The organism is Paenibacillus sp. FSL M7-0420 (genome assembly GCF_038002345.1).
Taxonomy (GTDB): domain Bacteria; phylum Bacillota; class Bacilli; order Paenibacillales; family Paenibacillaceae; genus Paenibacillus_AQ.
On the sequence record NZ_JBBOCJ010000001.1, the window covers coordinates 3,933,832 to 3,948,862 of the forward strand.

Consider the following 15,031-nt stretch of genomic DNA (forward strand, 5'->3'; position numbering starts at 1 on the left):
CCTCTACTACAGAATATATAGTATCTCTTGCAGCATGACCCCCAGCGGATTCAACATCATCCGGTACACGAAGAGCATCCCACTGCTAATACCACTGCCCCCGACATCCATGCTGCTCCAATCCCACAACGGCAGAGCCGGCGCATCCAGCCCATATTGCTCCATAAGCCTAGCTTGGGTCTCCGCTGGCACAGCCACTCCTTCCGCCCCAGCCACCGGACCTATCAACGCCAGGATGAGCATCAGCGAAAGCATAATCTTATATGTATTCTTCATCATCCGCTCCCATGTCTGCCACTAGGATTCTCTTCTGGTTAAGTATATAGGAGATGGAATAGTATGTAAAATGGATTGATCTGAAGTTATAATTCCTTTATATTATGATGTAAGGGCTTTGCTCAGTCGTCATCTTCACTCCTCTCCCCCATACTAAAAATCGGGAGAGTTTTTTTATGTAGGAGATAAATGTATGAATGGAAATAAAGTTATCCTCATTCTTCTGTCCATATCCATACTGGGTGTAATCCTTTACTTCGGAATAGCTTATGGACTGCTATGGTATGCCTTCCGGTCCCCGGTTCCCATTGAAGAATAATCTATAAAACCTGGGAGGGAACGTGAATGGATTTTCGCTTAAGGCTATGCCGCTCATCCAAGGTGTTCTGATCAGCGAATATTCGCCAGAGATCCTCCCTACGATCAACCAACTTACAAAGCAGCTAGGCACATACTACGCTTGGTGGTAGTAGGCGCCTTTTTTATAAACATACTTCGGAATAACTTATATACTAATGTAGCAGATCTTCCGCCCCCCGTTTGACTTTGAACAATAATCTTAGAACTACACCATCTAAGTAATGTCATCATGTTAAGATTACTTATAATCAAAAAGCACCTCCAAAATATATATTTCATGAGATAAACTTATAGAATCGTGATATTATTTGGAGGTGTACTTATGCGAAATATAGATTATACAAACTATTATTGGCAAGATGATGAAATTAGATTGCGTTCAATAGAGGCTGAGGATTGGGAAAGTATATATTTAACTGCATTTGATACCCCTGCCCGTCGTTTTCTGGAATGTACTATTGAATTGCCGCCTACAATCTCGGATGCGAAGAAATTCGTTGAAGAGAACGTTGAATTTTCATCCACTAATGGCCGAATCATGTTTACTATTGAAAATATGAATGGTGAAACGGTAGGTGGTATTAATCTAAACAGCATTGACGAGAGGAATGGTACTTTCAGCATAGGTATTGTAATTGATCATCCCTATCGAGGTAAGGGTTACGGTACCAGGGCAGTGCACATGCTCTTAAAATATGCATTTTTCGAGCGTAGACTTAATAAATTTAATGATTATGTTCTGGACGCAAATAAGGCATCGGCTGCTATGCTTAGAAAAGTAGGATGCGTTCAAGAAGGAGTCCGACGTCAAATCTTCTATATCAATGGTAAATATCATGATTCTATGTTGTTTGGTTTAACAAAGAATGAATATAGGGATCTTCATCATAAGGATCACCAAAATATATAATCATACATTAACCTAATCAGAGACGTTCAGTTCCATATACCAACAGCAGTCCGGGATTTATTTCTCGGTAAAAGAGAGCTGTTGGTTTTTTATATTAGAGTTTGTTGAGGTGATCAAATTGAAGAAATACAACAGATCTGAAAAAGTCATTATTGGAGTGCTGCTTGGTATGACTGCTGTGCTAGCTTTAGGAAGCCTGTTCTTTTGTTATGTCTTCAGCACAATATAAAATAATCTCCTCGCTGCCGCCAATTGTATTCGGTTTTTTGCATACATTGGGCCTGGTCGTCTCCGTGACACCCATTGTATTCGGTTTAATACGAAAATAAAAGTACCGGACAATGCACCGCAGACTGGATTTTGACAAAAAAAGACCCACCGCCCTAAAAAAACGTTTCGTTTTTTTTGAAAAAGGGGAGACTATGGGGTAGGATTTAGTTGCACGCTATATCCTAACTGCTGGATATATTGCACGTACCGATCCAACCGGTTTTTCTTGGACGTCTCATCGCCTAGTGAGACGTCTATTTCTTGGTAGGACCTCTTCTCCCGCATCAGGGCATGGAGGATTCGAATCAGCAAATGCGCGGTGGCGACGTTTGCTTTTTTATCGCCTCGTCTCTTACGTATTCGTCGAAAGAATTGGCCGATCCGGTTCGAGGACCGAGAGTTCGCCCAAGCCGCCTGACACAAGGCCCCTTTCAGATGCTTGTTCCCTTGCATCGTTTTTGACTTTCTTCGCTTTCCCGCGCTTTCGTTGTTCCCTGGACACACCCCCGCCCATGAAGCAAACTGCGCATCACTCGGGAACATTTCCGCGACATGCGGCCCCACTTCGGCAAAGATGGTCACGGCAGACGTCCGCTCAATTCCTGGAATGGAGTCAATTTGTTCAATCACCTCCAGGTACGGTTCTGCCTTCGCCTCGATTCGCGCTTCCAGCTCCGTGATCCTTTTCTCCAAATAGACCAAGTGGTCCCAATGGTCTCGAATCATCTCCCGATGATGACGGCGCAACTTGCCATTGAGCGCGTCTAGCAACTGCGGAACTTTCTTTTTTAAACGGGTTTTGACCAGGCTTTTAACGGCCATTTCGTCTACGACCTCGCCGTCCATGATCTTCTGGAGCAGGCCCCGGCCCGAAACCCCATATAGATCGGACATAAAGGTGGTCAGCTTGATGTTAGCATCCTGCAGGATTTTGTGAATACGGTTTTTCTCCGCCGTCACCGCCTGCACCATCTTACTCCGGTAACGGGTCAAGTCTCGCAAATCCCGGATGTCCTGTTCTGGCACCATACTGCCTTCAATGAGCCCGCAACGGTGCAATTGCGCTAACCAGCGCGCATCTTGCATGTCACTTTTTCGACCCGGCATATTCTTTACCCGCTGGGCGTTGGCCAAGACCAGATCACAACTGCCCTCTAAGATATTCCATACCGGTTTCCAAAACACGCCGGTACTCTCCATCACCACTTCCCGACAGCCGTGTTCATTCAGCCAATCTTGCAGGCCTAGCAATTCTCGGGTTGTCGTCCCAAAGGTTTTCAGGTGACATTGTGGTTTCTGTTCGATCGGTCCTTTCAACACGCAGGCCACAACGGTTTCCTGGTGCACGTCTAGACCGGCGCAACACATACGTACAGCATCCATTCCAATCATCCTCCATCGTCAGCTTACAAATCATGCGCTCGAGTGAGTGTAATTTAATACACGTACTTTTGGGGGCTACAATAGGCGATGCTCGAAAAGCGCAATAGAACAGTTTTTCGCACGGGGTGTATCCCAGTAACCGTTTCCGCCCTTTGATTTGTATATGTAGTGTTGACGACTACAGCCTCATTTAGAATGGTTGCGACGGATGCCACCCACTTATTTTCATTCCTGGGGGTGACAAGGCCTCTGTCTTGTCATGCCTGTTTTTCGCATACATTTGGCCCTCATGTCCTCGCCACTGTCCAATGTATTCGGTTTTTCACATATATTTCGCCTTGTCGCCCCCCGGCGATCCATTGTATTCGGTTTTCCGCATACATCTTGGCCCCCACATACGTAAGAGCACTAGATCCCCGGACAGATGTAAATCATACTCTCTAAAAAAATACAAAAAGCCCCTAGCGTGTATAGCGACAGGGGCTGCTTGTATCCTAGTAAAGCGTCATGTACTGATCTCTTTCATTTTTTACGATTATTTTTAATTATCCTATATCTTTCCATTTTATGGATTGAGCTTTCATTTATCTATTTTTGATAGTTTTGTCTGTTGTAGCATTAGCTTGCCTACCTGGTACCTCTTTCGCAGATAATGCCCAAGCCTCTTTCTCAAAACAAAAGCTATAACCATAATGGGTGACGTATTTAATAGTCAGGATACGTACTTATTAAGTTCCGTCGAAACGTACACATTTGATTATGATAAAAGTGATGGAAGCTTTTTGAGATTTTATTTGGTAGACAAAAACCACAAAGGAATGAAAATAATAATATATTCGCCTACCGCTCCTGTCCCCGCAAAAAGAGGCAGTGGCTCCAATTCCCCTCTAATTTGCAGGGGCTTGGTGGGGATTGAACAATTTTCGAGGAGAGGTTGGTTAATCCGCCCCTTTATTGAAGTGTAGTAACTACGTCCACTCCATATTGATCCCAGGAACATATTCTGTTATATGTCAAATCAATAGGAGGCAGCTACTATGTCTTGCCCGAAGCATCGAAAAGTAATTGTCGTAAAACTGCACCCGGGTCAAAAAGCGATTATCGTTTGTAAGCATAAAAAACGCCGGCGGCATTGCTAAGATGAATTACAAGGGGCTGTTCCAAAAGCCATGAAATGGCTACTGGGACAGTCCTTTACTTTGGAGTAGAACATCGTTAAAAACAAAAAGAAATCCTCTCGCGTCCACATACAAAAAAGCCCCCGGCGCTTAGAGCGCCGGGGGCTGCTGTATCCTAGTACAATGTCATGTACTGATCTCTTTCCCACTCGTGGACCTGGGTCCGGTAGATATCCCATTCGATTTCCTTCAGCTCGTAGAAGTGGGCCAGGGCGTGTTCGCCGAGGGCTTCTGTGATCACGTGGCTGCGGATCATTTCGTTCAGGGCTTCCTTCAGATCGGCTGGCAGACTTGGGATGCCTTCTTCGATCCGCTCTTCTTCGGACATCACATAGATGTTACGGTCGATAGGAGCCGGAAGATCGAGCTGACGCTTGATTCCATCCAGACCTGCCTTCAGCATAACAGCCAGTGCAAGGTAAGGGTTAGCCGCCGGGTCCGGGTTACGAACCTCAACGCGTGTGCTGAGTCCTCTCGAAGCCGGAATACGGATCATCGGGCTACGGTTACTTGCAGACCAGGCTACATAGCAAGGTGCTTCATAACCAGGCACCAGACGCTTGTAAGAGTTGACAGTCGGGTTAGTGATCGCTGCAAAAGCACGTGCGTGCTTCAGAATCCCGGCCATGTAATAACGGGCAGTCTTGCTAAGGCCCAGCTTATCGCTCTCATCGTAGAACATATTCTCTTTGCCTTTGAACAGGGATTGGTGAGCGTGCATACCAGATCCGTTCATACCGAACAGCGGCTTAGGCATAAAGGTTGCATGCAGGCCGTGATGGCGCGCTACCGTCTTCACGACAAGCTTGAAGGTCTGAATCTGATCCGCTGCCTTGATGGCATCGGCATATTTGAAGTCAATTTCATGCTGGCCGGAAGCCACTTCGTGGTGGGAGGCTTCAATTTCAAAGCCCATCTCTTCCAGTGTCAATACGATTTCGCGGCGGCAGTTCTCCCCAAGATCCATTGGCGCCAGATCGAAATATCCACCCTGGTCATTCAGCTCTGTAGTCGGATTGCCCTTCTCGTCTGTTCTGAACAGGAAGAATTCCGGCTCCGGTCCAACATTCATAGCTGTAAAGCCCATTTCTTCCGCTTCCTGCAGACAACGCTTGAGGATACCACGCGGGTCTCCGGCAAACGGTGTGCCATCCGGCATGTACACATCACAAATCAGACGTGCCACACGGCTGTCAGTCACCCAAGGGAAGATAACCCAGGTGCTCAGGTCCGGATACAGATACATATCGGATTCTTCAATCCGCACATAACCTTCGATGGACGAGCCATCGAACATCATTTTATTGTCGAGTGCTTTTTCAAGCTGGCTTACCGGAATCTCTACATTCTTGATCGTTCCCAGCAAATCGGTGAATTGCAGGCGAATAAACCGGACGTTCTCGTCCTTGGAAATGCGCAGAATATCCTCTTTAGTAAAGCTCACGTTACCCTCTCCCTTTCAACAGCTCTATATTATTTATTAAAAAACCGGGATAGCTCACCTTGGATTAGAGACACTTGTCCCGGTCTTTTACCGGAAACCAGCTCCTGCTTCAGCAGACGGTGAAGCTGCGAATCAGACAACTCTCTACGTCTCACCTCTGTGTCAGGGGTAATAACCGTAGCTTCTTCAGATTCCTTCGAGACAGGATTCATCACCTGCTTAATGCCGGCAATATTAACACCCTTCTCAATCAACGCCTTGATCTCAAGCAGACGTTCCACATCATTAAAAGAGAACAAACGCTGGTTGCCGGAGGTACGCGCAGGTACGATCAGGCTGTGCTGCTCATAATAACGAATTTGTCTGGCGGATAGATCTGTTAACTTCATTACGATTCCAATCGGAAATAATGCCATATTTCTGCGGATTTCATCACCCATGACTCATCCAACCTTCCAATGATCTTTTTCTCATCTCATTGTACATTTCCTTATATGGCGTGTCAATGGTATGTGAGTTTTTCTCACAAGATTTCTTTCACCCATTGTGAGATTAACAGATCAAAGTGCCCGATGCATGGGATTTGGTTCCCCGAAGTATATCACAAAGAGCAATCCGCAGGCAAAATCCGCCCACATAACAGGGCTTTAGTTCCGATGACGAAATAGATGCTTTGCGGGGGCCTTAAAGGCTTACTGTACATGTTTCATGGCATGTCACGCTTCAACGACCCATTCCCCTTCTCCAGCCGGAGTCTCGAATCCGTTCAGGAAACGGGTCAGAATCTCATCGGTAATGGTGAATGCCGCATTGGCATCCATCCGCTCGCTTCTTAACAGGAGCCGCCGCCGTAGCTCTTCAGGCTGTACCTTGAGGAAGATCACAGCCCATTTCCCGCCATACTCCCCGATCAGCTGCTTGTAATCATCCCGGCGCTGCCGCTGCCAGAAGCTGAAATCCACCACCACATGACGCTTCGCCTGAACCAGCTGCACCAGCTCTTTGCGCAGCTTGCGTTCCGACTGTTCCTTCAAGGATTCATACTCCTCCTCAGGATAATCTATCCCGTAGCGGCCATATGTACTCCAGATATCCTCATCGATGGACAGCCGGACGAACCCCTCATGCTCCAGCTTAAGCGCAAAAGTCGTTTTGCCCGAACCCGCTACTCCGCACATCATGACGACTAGTGGAGCCTTGTCCGCACTCCTTTTCTGCAACAATCCCTCGATTGCTTCTGCTTCGTACATCGGCCTCTGCCTCCTATGTGTTCGAGAACTACAGCAGCTTGCGCTCCCTCATGCTCTGAAGAGCCATTAATACCCCGTATTTGACATGAGAATAGGTTAATCCGCCTTGCATGTACCCGATATATGGTGCGCGGATGGGCGCGTCGGCTGACAGCTCCAGGCTTCCGCCCTGGATGAAGGTCCCGGCAGCCATGATGACTGGATGCTCATACCCCGGCATGTCCCAAGGCTCAGGCACGACATGGCTGTCTACCGCTGCTGCGCGCTGGATGCCTTGTACGAACGCAATCAGATGCTCGGGTCCGTCAAAAGCCACCGCCTGAATCAGATCCGTACGCGGTTCATGCCAGGCAGGCTTGGTAGTGAAGCCGCAGCGCTGGAATACCGCCGATGCGAAGATACTTCCCTTCACAGCCTGTCCCACCGTATGCGGGGCCATGAACAGGCCTTGATACAGGCCGCGCGTCGTGCCGAGCATCGCTCCTACCTCACCGCCGATTCCAGGGGCAGTCAGGCGGTAGGCCGCCAGCTCCACCAGCTCTGCACGGCCGCAGATATAACCGCCGGTCTCAGCGATTCCGCCGCCGGGATTCTTGATCAGCGAACCGGCTACCAGATCAGCGCCAACCTGCGGCGGCTCCAGCGTCTCGGTGAACTCACCGTAGCAATTATCCACGAATACGATCACATCCGGCTTAAGGGCTTTTACCCGCGCTGCCATCTCGCCAATCTCAGCGACCGTGAAGGACGAACGCCAGTCATAGCCTCGCGAACGCTGGATTCCGATGACCTTGGTCTTGTCATTTATTGCTAAGGCGACCTCCTCCCAGTCAACCTTCCCCTCTTCTGTCAGCGCTGTCTCCCGGTAGCCGATGCCGAAATCTGCCAGAGAGCCGCTCCCGTCTCCTGGCTTCCCCACCACCTTGTGCAGCGTATCATAGGGGCGTCCTGTAATGTACAGAAGCTCATCTCCGGGCCGCAGCACACCGAACAGAGCGGTTGATATGGTATGAGTTCCTGAAGCGAAATGCGGCCGGACTAGCGCAGCTTCCGCACCGAATACTTCAGCATAGACCAGATCCAGCACCTCACGCCCCCGGTCATTGTAGGCATAACCGGTAGAACCTGCGAAGTGAAAATCACTCACATGCTGACGCTGGAAGGCTTCGATCACCTTCCACTGATTATGATCCACAATCCGGTCCAGCGCCTTGACAGCACCTTCAATTTCAAGCTCTGCAGCTTCCGCTGCCTGTAATAAATCCTCTGCAAATCCTGCCATGTCCCCTTCATCTCTCCTAACATTCTGTATAATGATGCCACGCTTCCGCAAGTGATGTACAGCCTGATAGGCATCGATTCCTGGAAAACCCGCACAACAAAGCCTGCCTGGATCAATATCCGAAGCAGACTGTTGCTATGCGGGCTATGAATGCTTCCTATCTTAGCGGTTCATGCCAACTCCCGGCGGGTCAGATAAGCCATTATTGCGGCTCCACGAATTCAGCCAGCTTGTAGCTCCATTTATCGTAATCCTCTTTGTTCAGCCTCACGTTATAGAGTACATCGCTTCCGTCATAATCCTGTTCAAGCACCTCGCCCACCCGGTAGAGCAGAGAGGACATATCCCCGCGGTCACCGGGAATGCGGAAGATTAGAGTATCCCCGGCCAGCTGATCGCTGATGATCTCCGTGATCCGTGAGAGGTCCTCCTCATTAAAAGCACTGATCTTCAGGAAGCCCTCACCGGTCGGGAGCATCTCCAGCTGCTCCGGCTGACACAGATCGATTTTGTTGAACAATACGATCTGCGGCTTGCCTGCCGCGCCCAGATCCTGCAGAATACTCTGAACGACCTCCATCTGCTCCTCACGCATCGGAGAAGAGGAATCCACCACATGCAGCACCAGATTGGCTTCATTCACTTCCTCCAGCGTAGCGCGGAAGGAGGCTACGAGATCATGCGGCAGATTCTGAATGAAGCCGACGGTGTCCGTAAGCACGACCTCCTTGCTGCCCGGAAGCTGAAGCACACGCGAGGTCGGGTCAAGGGTAGCGAACAATTGGTTCTCGATGTACACATCGGCATCGGTCAGCTGCTTCAGCAGCGTGGATTTGCCCGCATTGGTATAGCCTACCAGTGCCACCTGAACCGCACCGCTCTTGCGGCGGTGTTCACGGTGCAGCTCACGGGTCTTGACCACCTCATCCAGCTGGCGCTTCAGCTCGGTAATCCGCTCACGGATATGCCGGCGGTCCGTCTCCAGCTTACTCTCTCCGGGACCTCTCGTGCCAATTCCGCCTCCCTGACGCGACAGATTCTTGCCTTGCCCGGACAGGCGCGGCAGCAGATAAGACAGCTGGGCCAGCTCTACCTGGATGATCCCTTCCCGGGTCTTCGCGCGTCCGGCGAAGATATCGAGAATCAGCTGTGTGCGGTCAATGATTTTGAGATCCAGCGCCTCTTCCAGATTACGCACCTGCGCCCCGGACAGCTCCTGATCGAAGATCGCGGTATTCGCGCCAAGCCCGTCAGCGGCCATCCGAAGCTCTTCCACCTTACCTTTACCGATAAACCACCTGGAATCGGGGGTCTCCTTATTCTGCCGCAATACATCCAGCACTTCTACCCCGGCGGTCTCTGCTAGTTGTACCAGCTCCTGGAGCGAGAGCTCAGGGTCGATCCCGGTGCGTTTGATCTTGTCAGTTACCAGACTGACAAGAATCGCCCGGTCCTGCACTTCTGTCTCTGTGTCATGTGTTGTAGTTGCCATTCGTTCCATGCTCCTCATCTATTCTTCCTGGACTATCCTTTGAAATCCTCGGTCCGCAGCGTCATCAGCTCCTGCTTGCCCGGACTTGTACTCTCATACTGGTTCAAGAGCCGCACAGCCTGTGCGCGTACCGCCTTCTCAATACTGTTGCGTACATACCTTGCATTGCTGAAAGCATGCAGACTCTCTGTCTTCTCCATAAGCAAATGCTGCTTGAGTCTGAGTATGGCCTGCGGCATCAAAATATAATCACGGTCCTTGGCCATCAGCTCGGCAATCTGCAGCAGCTGGTCGATGGTATAATCGGGAAATTCAACCTGGATCGGAAACCGCGAGGGCAGACCCGGATTGCTCATCAGAAAATAGTCAATCTCGCCGGAATACCCGGCCAGAATCAGGACAAACTGGCTGCGGTGGTCCTCCATCGATTTCACTAAAGTGTCGATGGCCTCCTTGCCGAAATCCTTGTCTCCGCCGCGGGCCAGACTGTAAGCTTCATCGATGAAGAGAATACCGCCGAGCGCTTTTTTTACCAGATCCCGCGTCTTCTGGGCAGTATGTCCGATATATTCGCCTACCAGATCTGCGCGCTCTACTTCAATCAGATGCCCTTTGCTGAGCACACCCATCCGCTGGAACAGCTTCGCCACAATCCGTGCAACCGTGGTTTTGCCAGTCCCCGGATTGCCCTTGAATACCATATGGTAGGCCTGGCCTCCGGTGGCAAGTCCGGCTTCACTGCGCATCTGGGCCACCTGCAGCAGGGCATAGATCTCGAAGACCAGCTCTTTGATGTTATCCAGACCTACAAGTGCATCCAGCTCCCGGCTCAGCTCCTGGAACAGTCCGCTATGGCTGCCGGGCTTGGGAGCTGCCGTGCCGCCTGCGCTATCAGCCGGCAAGCCGGACACCGGGGCCGGAGCCTGATTATTCAGCACAATGTTAATCTGCCTGGACGGTCTGCGTTCTTCCCGTCCGCTGCTTGCCGCCGCTACATGTCCGTTCACCTAGTTCACCTCATTATACAGGTCTGACTTGCTCTAACCAGTCTATTCCAGTATAAAAGGCGTTATTAGCAGTTTTGGAAATTAGCAGATTTACAGCGACAGCTCCTGCAACTTCCATTTGGTGTAGGCCAGAATCTCGCGGGACTTATACTTAAGCATCCACATCACTTTAGACTCTGTGACGCCAAGCTCCGGGTTCTTGTACCCCAGCTTATGCGCAATTTCCAAGGCGCGGCGGCCATGGAAATCATGGGTAATCACGACGGCTGAAGACAAGCCCTCCTGCTGCATGACTGTCTTGCTGAAGAGCAGGTTCTCGTAAGTGCTGGTAGACTGGTCCTCCAGATAGATCACCTTATCCGGTACTCCATGGGCAACCAGATACCTCTGCATGCCTTCGGCTTCTGTGTACTTATACTCCGGCTGATCCAGCCCACCAGAGACAACAAAATGGCTGAATGCACCAGACTTATACAGCTCAAGCGCATAATCCAGCCGTTCCTTCAGCCCGGGACTCGGTTCATTCCCCCACATCGACATCCCCAGAATAACTCCGGCGTCCGCCTTCACCATGGGCGAGGTAGTTGCTGCACTGTTAATTCTGTTAAAAGCTACTCCGCACCAGATGAATCCGGCCACAATCAGTACCAGCAGCGAAACCGCCAGCACCCGCTTTGTACGGTGATGGCGCTTGCGCGACACTTTACGTATCGGGGATGAACCCCGATGATAGACATACCAATCCATGATCTACTTCCTCCTAAATTCTCCGTGATGAAACAATTCGGCACGATGCTTCAGTGAAAGGGAGAAATACGGAAAGGCATGAGCGTCTATCGCACGCAGTATTGCATTGGCTGTTGACCAGGCTAACTGGTAATCACTGTCCGTGATATCTTCCCGCTCCAGCGCTTCCTCCAGCTCATCCTCATCCAGCAAAAACACTTCACCATTCCACAGTACGACAACATCCAGATACAGATCGTCGAACCAGGGAACCCCTTGATCGGTCACACCCTGGACCTTGCAGGTATCAATGTACCACTGCACAATATTTTGCCGTTCATCAAACATGGCCGTCACAATATAGTGGCTGTCCTTGGGAAAATACTGCAGCCATGAATATCCCTTGTCCGCAATGCGGTATGTATGCCTGCCGTAACTCTTCCATAGCGGCTCCTTCAGCCCGTATATAGTGTAGAGTGTGATATAACCGCTGAACTCCCGGGTCTCCACATAGCGGCAGGCAAAATGGCGGCGGGTAATCCTGCGCCAGTTGGCCCGGTCTCCGAATTTACGTTTCATATGAATAACCCTCTTCTGATAATGGTGCATTCAGCTTAACACATTTTGCAGAGACACTCAAAACAAGAAAACCCCGACATCCGGCAATTCTGCATCGCGCAGAGCTCCCGGAGCTGTCAGGGTAATCGTTCATGCTATGAATTTGACTTCAAGTCAGTCTAATGCACATTGCCGGGTCCTTCGACAAAACCGCTGCCCGGATCACTTGCCGGATCGGTTCCGGCATTCGGGTCAGGGATGATTCCGGGATCAACCGTACCGGTTGTCGCCTCCGGTGTCGGTAACGGCTCTGTCGTGGCAGGCGCAGGCGGCGGTGTTATCTCAGGCGGGGATGTGGCGGCTCCGCTGCCGTTATCCCCGCCTTGACCGTTGCCGTTATTACCTGGACCGTGATTGCCTGGACCATTATTACCTGATCCGTTATTCCCAGGTCCATTGTCTGGCGGATTGCCGCCGTTCTCTCCATTTCCGGAATCGCCGCCGTTATCGGGGCTATCCGTAGGCAGATTCGGGTCAGGCGTCATCTCCGGCTCAGGGGTCTGAAGCTCGTCCTGAACGGACACCGTTATAGTCTCAGAAGGCTCGCTCTCCTGATCAAGCTCCTGATAATATGCAGTAACATAATATTCGTAAGACAGTCCCGGCATCGCACTGATGTCCCCGATATTCGAGGCCATGGTGTTCATGAGCGGGGTGAAGTCTGCTTCAGACGTCTCGCGGCGGTAAATACGGTATTCTACCCCGCTGGCCGCAGCAGGATTCCAGCTCATATTGACCGTCATCGTGGATGGATCATACGCAGCCTGGAAGCCCGTTACCGCCGATACCGCTTCAGGCGTCGGCGTAGCCTCTACCTCTGGAGCAGCGCCCTTCGGTACCGGGAACTGCTTGGCAGGTACACCTTCCAGCGCCTTCTCCATGACCTTGCCCCAGAAGGCAGCGGCCAGCGGACTGCTGTTCTTCAGCAGATGGGTCTTGCTCGGCTTGTCGTAGCCCATCCATACCGCTGCCGTCCATTCCGGCGTATAGCCGACGAACCAGACATCACGGTTCGAGCTGATGCCCTTATAACCGCTTTGTGTTGTACCGGTCTTACCGGCTACCGGACGGTTAATTTTCGCTTTTTTACCTGTACCGTCCTGTACAACACGCTGCATCATCTCTGTCATCTGATAGGCCGTCTGTTCACTCATCACACGGTCTGCCTTGGTGTTCGCCTTGTAGACGGTCTTGTCATCAGCGTCAGCTATAGACTTGATCGAGTATGCCTCCCGCAGTTCTCCCCCGTTAGCAAAGGCACTGTAGGCCTGGGCCATCTCCATCGTGTTCGTTCCCTCACTCATCCCGCCCAGGGCGAGCGACAGGTTCTTGTCTTCATCCTTCAGGTTGATGCCAAGCTTCTTGGCGAACTGGAAGCCGGTATTCACACCGATCTCATTCAGCAGCCAGACTGCCGGAATATTCTCCGACTTCGTCAGCGCATCGCTCATACTGATCGACTTCGAGTACCCGTGCAGATTGTTCGGACAATATTTGCCGAAGCACTGCTTCTCATTGCTCAGCATGGAATCATTCGTGAATTTGCCGGATTCCAGTGCCGGTGCATAGGATACCAGGGGCTTGAAGGCAGAACCCGGTGAGCGGCGGCTGCCGTCGATCCGGCTGTAGCCTTTTTTCTCATAATTACGTCCGCCCATCAAGGCTACAACGCTGCCGTTCTCCTGATTCACAATGGTCATCGAGCCTTGTACCAGCTCATCGTCCACACTTTTCTCAAAGTTATCACTGTCGGCAAAAGCATCCTCGATCGTCTCCTGGGCATGCTTATCCATAGTTGTATAAATCTTATACCCGCCGATGTTGAGATCATCCTCGGTCAGCCCGAATTTGTCCTCAGCCTCACCAATCGCATAATCAATGAATGCCTGGTAGCGCTGCTTCTTCTCAGGCGGCTTGTAGTTGTAATCCACAGCCTTCGCCTCGTCCATCTGCTCCTTGGTAATCAGCTTCTGCTCATACATGAGTTGAAGCACTACGCCCCGGCGTTCCTTCGACAGCTCGGGGTTACGCAGCGGATTATAGCGGGACGGCCCTTTGGGCATTGCAGCCAGAGTGGCTATTTCCCAAAGCTCGAGTTTATTCAGATCGCTTTCCCCAAAATAACGGATGGAAGCGGCCTTAATACCATAGATCGTCCCTCCGAAGGGGATGCGATTCAGATACATGGTAATAATTTCTTCCTTGGTCTGGCTTTTCTCCAGTGCAACGGCAATCGAAACCTCGGTCGCCTTACGGAAGAAGGTCTTGTCGCGGTTCAGAAAGATGTTCTTCGCCAGCTGCTGGGTAATTGTACTCCCGCCTTCTACCATACTGCGGGCCGCAATATCCTTAACGGCCGCGCGTCCGATGGACCAGAGGTCCACCCCGTTATGCTCGAAGAACCGTTTATCCTCGGTGGCTACGAATGCTTTAACAAGCATCTGGGGAAGATCCTCATATTCCACCGGATCGCTTTTCTCCAATGACAGCTCTCCGATCAGGTTCCGGTTCCGGTCAAAAATCTGTGTCGGCGGATTGATCGTCAGCTTATCCCTGTTCTCCTCCAGCAGCTTCTGCCCGTTCAGCATGATGAACAAATAGCCGCCCAGCGCACAAAAAATAGCCAGCGCAACTGAAAAAAACAAACTCCACAGCACACGTTTTTTGGTTAAGTATCTTTTCTTTTTTTTCTTCGGCTTCCCTTGGGAGCTTGGCGGCTGACTTCCTCTGTTTCTGTTACCGCCGCTCCGGGTTAACTGGTCTCTGGACATGCTGCCTCCTGACTCCCTTAACGGAAAAAACATAAATGATGTTCACGAATGAAAAGAACAACCT

At 50.7% G+C, this 15,031-nt stretch carries 13 protein-coding genes; 2 read left to right on the forward strand and 11 right to left on the reverse strand.

Annotated features, from left to right (window positions below):
• Nucleotides 1-6: 6 nt before the first annotated feature.
• Nucleotides 7-276 carry a hypothetical protein gene (locus tag MKX51_RS16670; protein WP_340993201.1) on the reverse strand — a complete coding sequence of 90 codons (270 nt, stop codon included), beginning with the start codon at nucleotides 274-276 and terminating at the stop codon, nucleotides 7-9.
• Nucleotides 277-469: 193 nt separating this feature from the next.
• Here MKX51_RS16670 and MKX51_RS16675 point away from each other — a divergent pair, with 193 nt between their 5' ends.
• Entirely contained in the window at nucleotides 470-595 is a 126-nt protein-coding gene (locus tag MKX51_RS16675; RefSeq protein ID WP_340940277.1) for a hypothetical protein, read from the forward strand.
• Nucleotides 596-958: 363 nt separating this feature from the next.
• Complete coding sequence (locus tag MKX51_RS16680; protein ID WP_340993202.1) at nucleotides 959-1,546, forward strand: GNAT family N-acetyltransferase; 588 nt, start codon at nucleotides 959-961, stop codon at nucleotides 1,544-1,546.
• A gap of 420 nt (nucleotides 1,547-1,966) precedes the next feature.
• On the opposite strand, the gene MKX51_RS16685 is transcribed toward MKX51_RS16680, so the two are convergent.
• The 10 genes from MKX51_RS16685 to MKX51_RS16730 all read right to left on the reverse strand — a co-directional run bounded on the left by MKX51_RS16685 (nucleotide 1,967) and on the right by MKX51_RS16730 (nucleotide 14,967).
• Nucleotides 1,967-3,199: an IS110 family transposase gene (locus tag MKX51_RS16685; RefSeq protein ID WP_340990933.1), complete on the reverse strand. Its 1,233-nt coding sequence runs from the start codon at nucleotides 3,197-3,199 to the stop codon at nucleotides 1,967-1,969.
• A gap of 1,293 nt (nucleotides 3,200-4,492) precedes the next feature.
• Nucleotides 4,493-5,821 carry a type I glutamate--ammonia ligase gene (gene glnA / locus MKX51_RS16690; RefSeq protein ID WP_036724635.1) on the reverse strand — a complete coding sequence of 443 codons (1,329 nt, stop codon included), beginning with the start codon at nucleotides 5,819-5,821 and terminating at the stop codon, nucleotides 4,493-4,495.
• 29 nt (nucleotides 5,822-5,850) lie between these two features.
• A complete protein-coding gene (locus MKX51_RS16695) occupies nucleotides 5,851-6,261 on the reverse strand; it encodes a MerR family transcriptional regulator (protein ID WP_019910684.1) in 411 nt (136 codons plus the stop codon).
• Between the two features lie 276 nt (nucleotides 6,262-6,537).
• The gene (locus MKX51_RS16700; RefSeq protein WP_340993203.1) at nucleotides 6,538-7,071 is read right to left on the reverse strand and encodes an AAA family ATPase; all 534 of its coding nucleotides are present in this window, start codon (nucleotides 7,069-7,071) and stop codon (nucleotides 6,538-6,540) included.
• 28 nt (nucleotides 7,072-7,099) lie between these two features.
• Nucleotides 7,100-8,353 (reverse strand): methionine gamma-lyase family protein, encoded by a 1,254-nt coding sequence (locus tag MKX51_RS16705; protein ID WP_340993204.1) that lies wholly within the window; start codon nucleotides 8,351-8,353, stop codon nucleotides 7,100-7,102.
• A 202-nt stretch (nucleotides 8,354-8,555) separates the two neighbouring features.
• Nucleotides 8,556-9,845: a GTPase HflX gene (gene hflX / locus MKX51_RS16710; RefSeq protein WP_340993205.1), complete on the reverse strand. Its 1,290-nt coding sequence runs from the start codon at nucleotides 9,843-9,845 to the stop codon at nucleotides 8,556-8,558.
• A 32-nt stretch (nucleotides 9,846-9,877) separates the two neighbouring features.
• Entirely contained in the window at nucleotides 9,878-10,852 is a 975-nt protein-coding gene (locus MKX51_RS16715; protein ID WP_209880048.1) for an AAA family ATPase, read from the reverse strand.
• 90 nt (nucleotides 10,853-10,942) lie between these two features.
• On the reverse strand, nucleotides 10,943-11,599 hold the full coding sequence (locus MKX51_RS16720) for a YdcF family protein (RefSeq protein WP_340993206.1): 657 nt from the start codon (nucleotides 11,597-11,599) through the stop codon (nucleotides 10,943-10,945).
• 3 nt (nucleotides 11,600-11,602) lie between these two features.
• A complete protein-coding gene (locus tag MKX51_RS16725) occupies nucleotides 11,603-12,157 on the reverse strand; it encodes a DUF402 domain-containing protein (protein WP_076079356.1) in 555 nt (184 codons plus the stop codon).
• A 158-nt stretch (nucleotides 12,158-12,315) separates the two neighbouring features.
• Nucleotides 12,316-14,967: a transglycosylase domain-containing protein gene (locus MKX51_RS16730; protein ID WP_340993207.1), complete on the reverse strand. Its 2,652-nt coding sequence runs from the start codon at nucleotides 14,965-14,967 to the stop codon at nucleotides 12,316-12,318.
• Nucleotides 14,968-15,031 lie beyond the last annotated feature (64 nt).

Excerpts from the sequence above, each read along its gene's own strand:
- MKX51_RS16670 (WP_340993201.1), bottom strand. The coding sequence starts at position 276 with ATGAAGAATACATATAAGATTATGCTTTCGCTGATGCTCATCCTGGCG.
- MKX51_RS16675 (WP_340940277.1), top strand. The coding sequence starts at position 470 with ATGAATGGAAATAAAGTTATCCTCATTCTTCTGTCCATATCCATACTG.
- MKX51_RS16680 (WP_340993202.1), top strand. The coding sequence starts at position 959 with ATGCGAAATATAGATTATACAAACTATTATTGGCAAGATGATGAAATT.
- MKX51_RS16685 (WP_340990933.1), bottom strand. The coding sequence starts at position 3,199 with ATGGATGCTGTACGTATGTGTTGCGCCGGTCTAGACGTGCACCAGGAA.
- MKX51_RS16695 (WP_019910684.1), bottom strand. The coding sequence starts at position 6,261 with ATGGGTGATGAAATCCGCAGAAATATGGCATTATTTCCGATTGGAATC.
- MKX51_RS16700 (WP_340993203.1), bottom strand. The coding sequence starts at position 7,071 with ATGTACGAAGCAGAAGCAATCGAGGGATTGTTGCAGAAAAGGAGTGCG.
- MKX51_RS16705 (WP_340993204.1), bottom strand. The coding sequence starts at position 8,353 with ATGGCAGGATTTGCAGAGGATTTATTACAGGCAGCGGAAGCTGCAGAG.
- hflX (WP_340993205.1), bottom strand. The coding sequence starts at position 9,845 with ATGGCAACTACAACACATGACACAGAGACAGAAGTGCAGGACCGGGCG.
- MKX51_RS16720 (WP_340993206.1), bottom strand. The coding sequence starts at position 11,599 with ATGGATTGGTATGTCTATCATCGGGGTTCATCCCCGATACGTAAAGTG.
- MKX51_RS16725 (WP_076079356.1), bottom strand. The coding sequence starts at position 12,157 with ATGAAACGTAAATTCGGAGACCGGGCCAACTGGCGCAGGATTACCCGC.
- MKX51_RS16730 (WP_340993207.1), bottom strand. The coding sequence starts at position 14,967 with ATGTCCAGAGACCAGTTAACCCGGAGCGGCGGTAACAGAAACAGAGGA.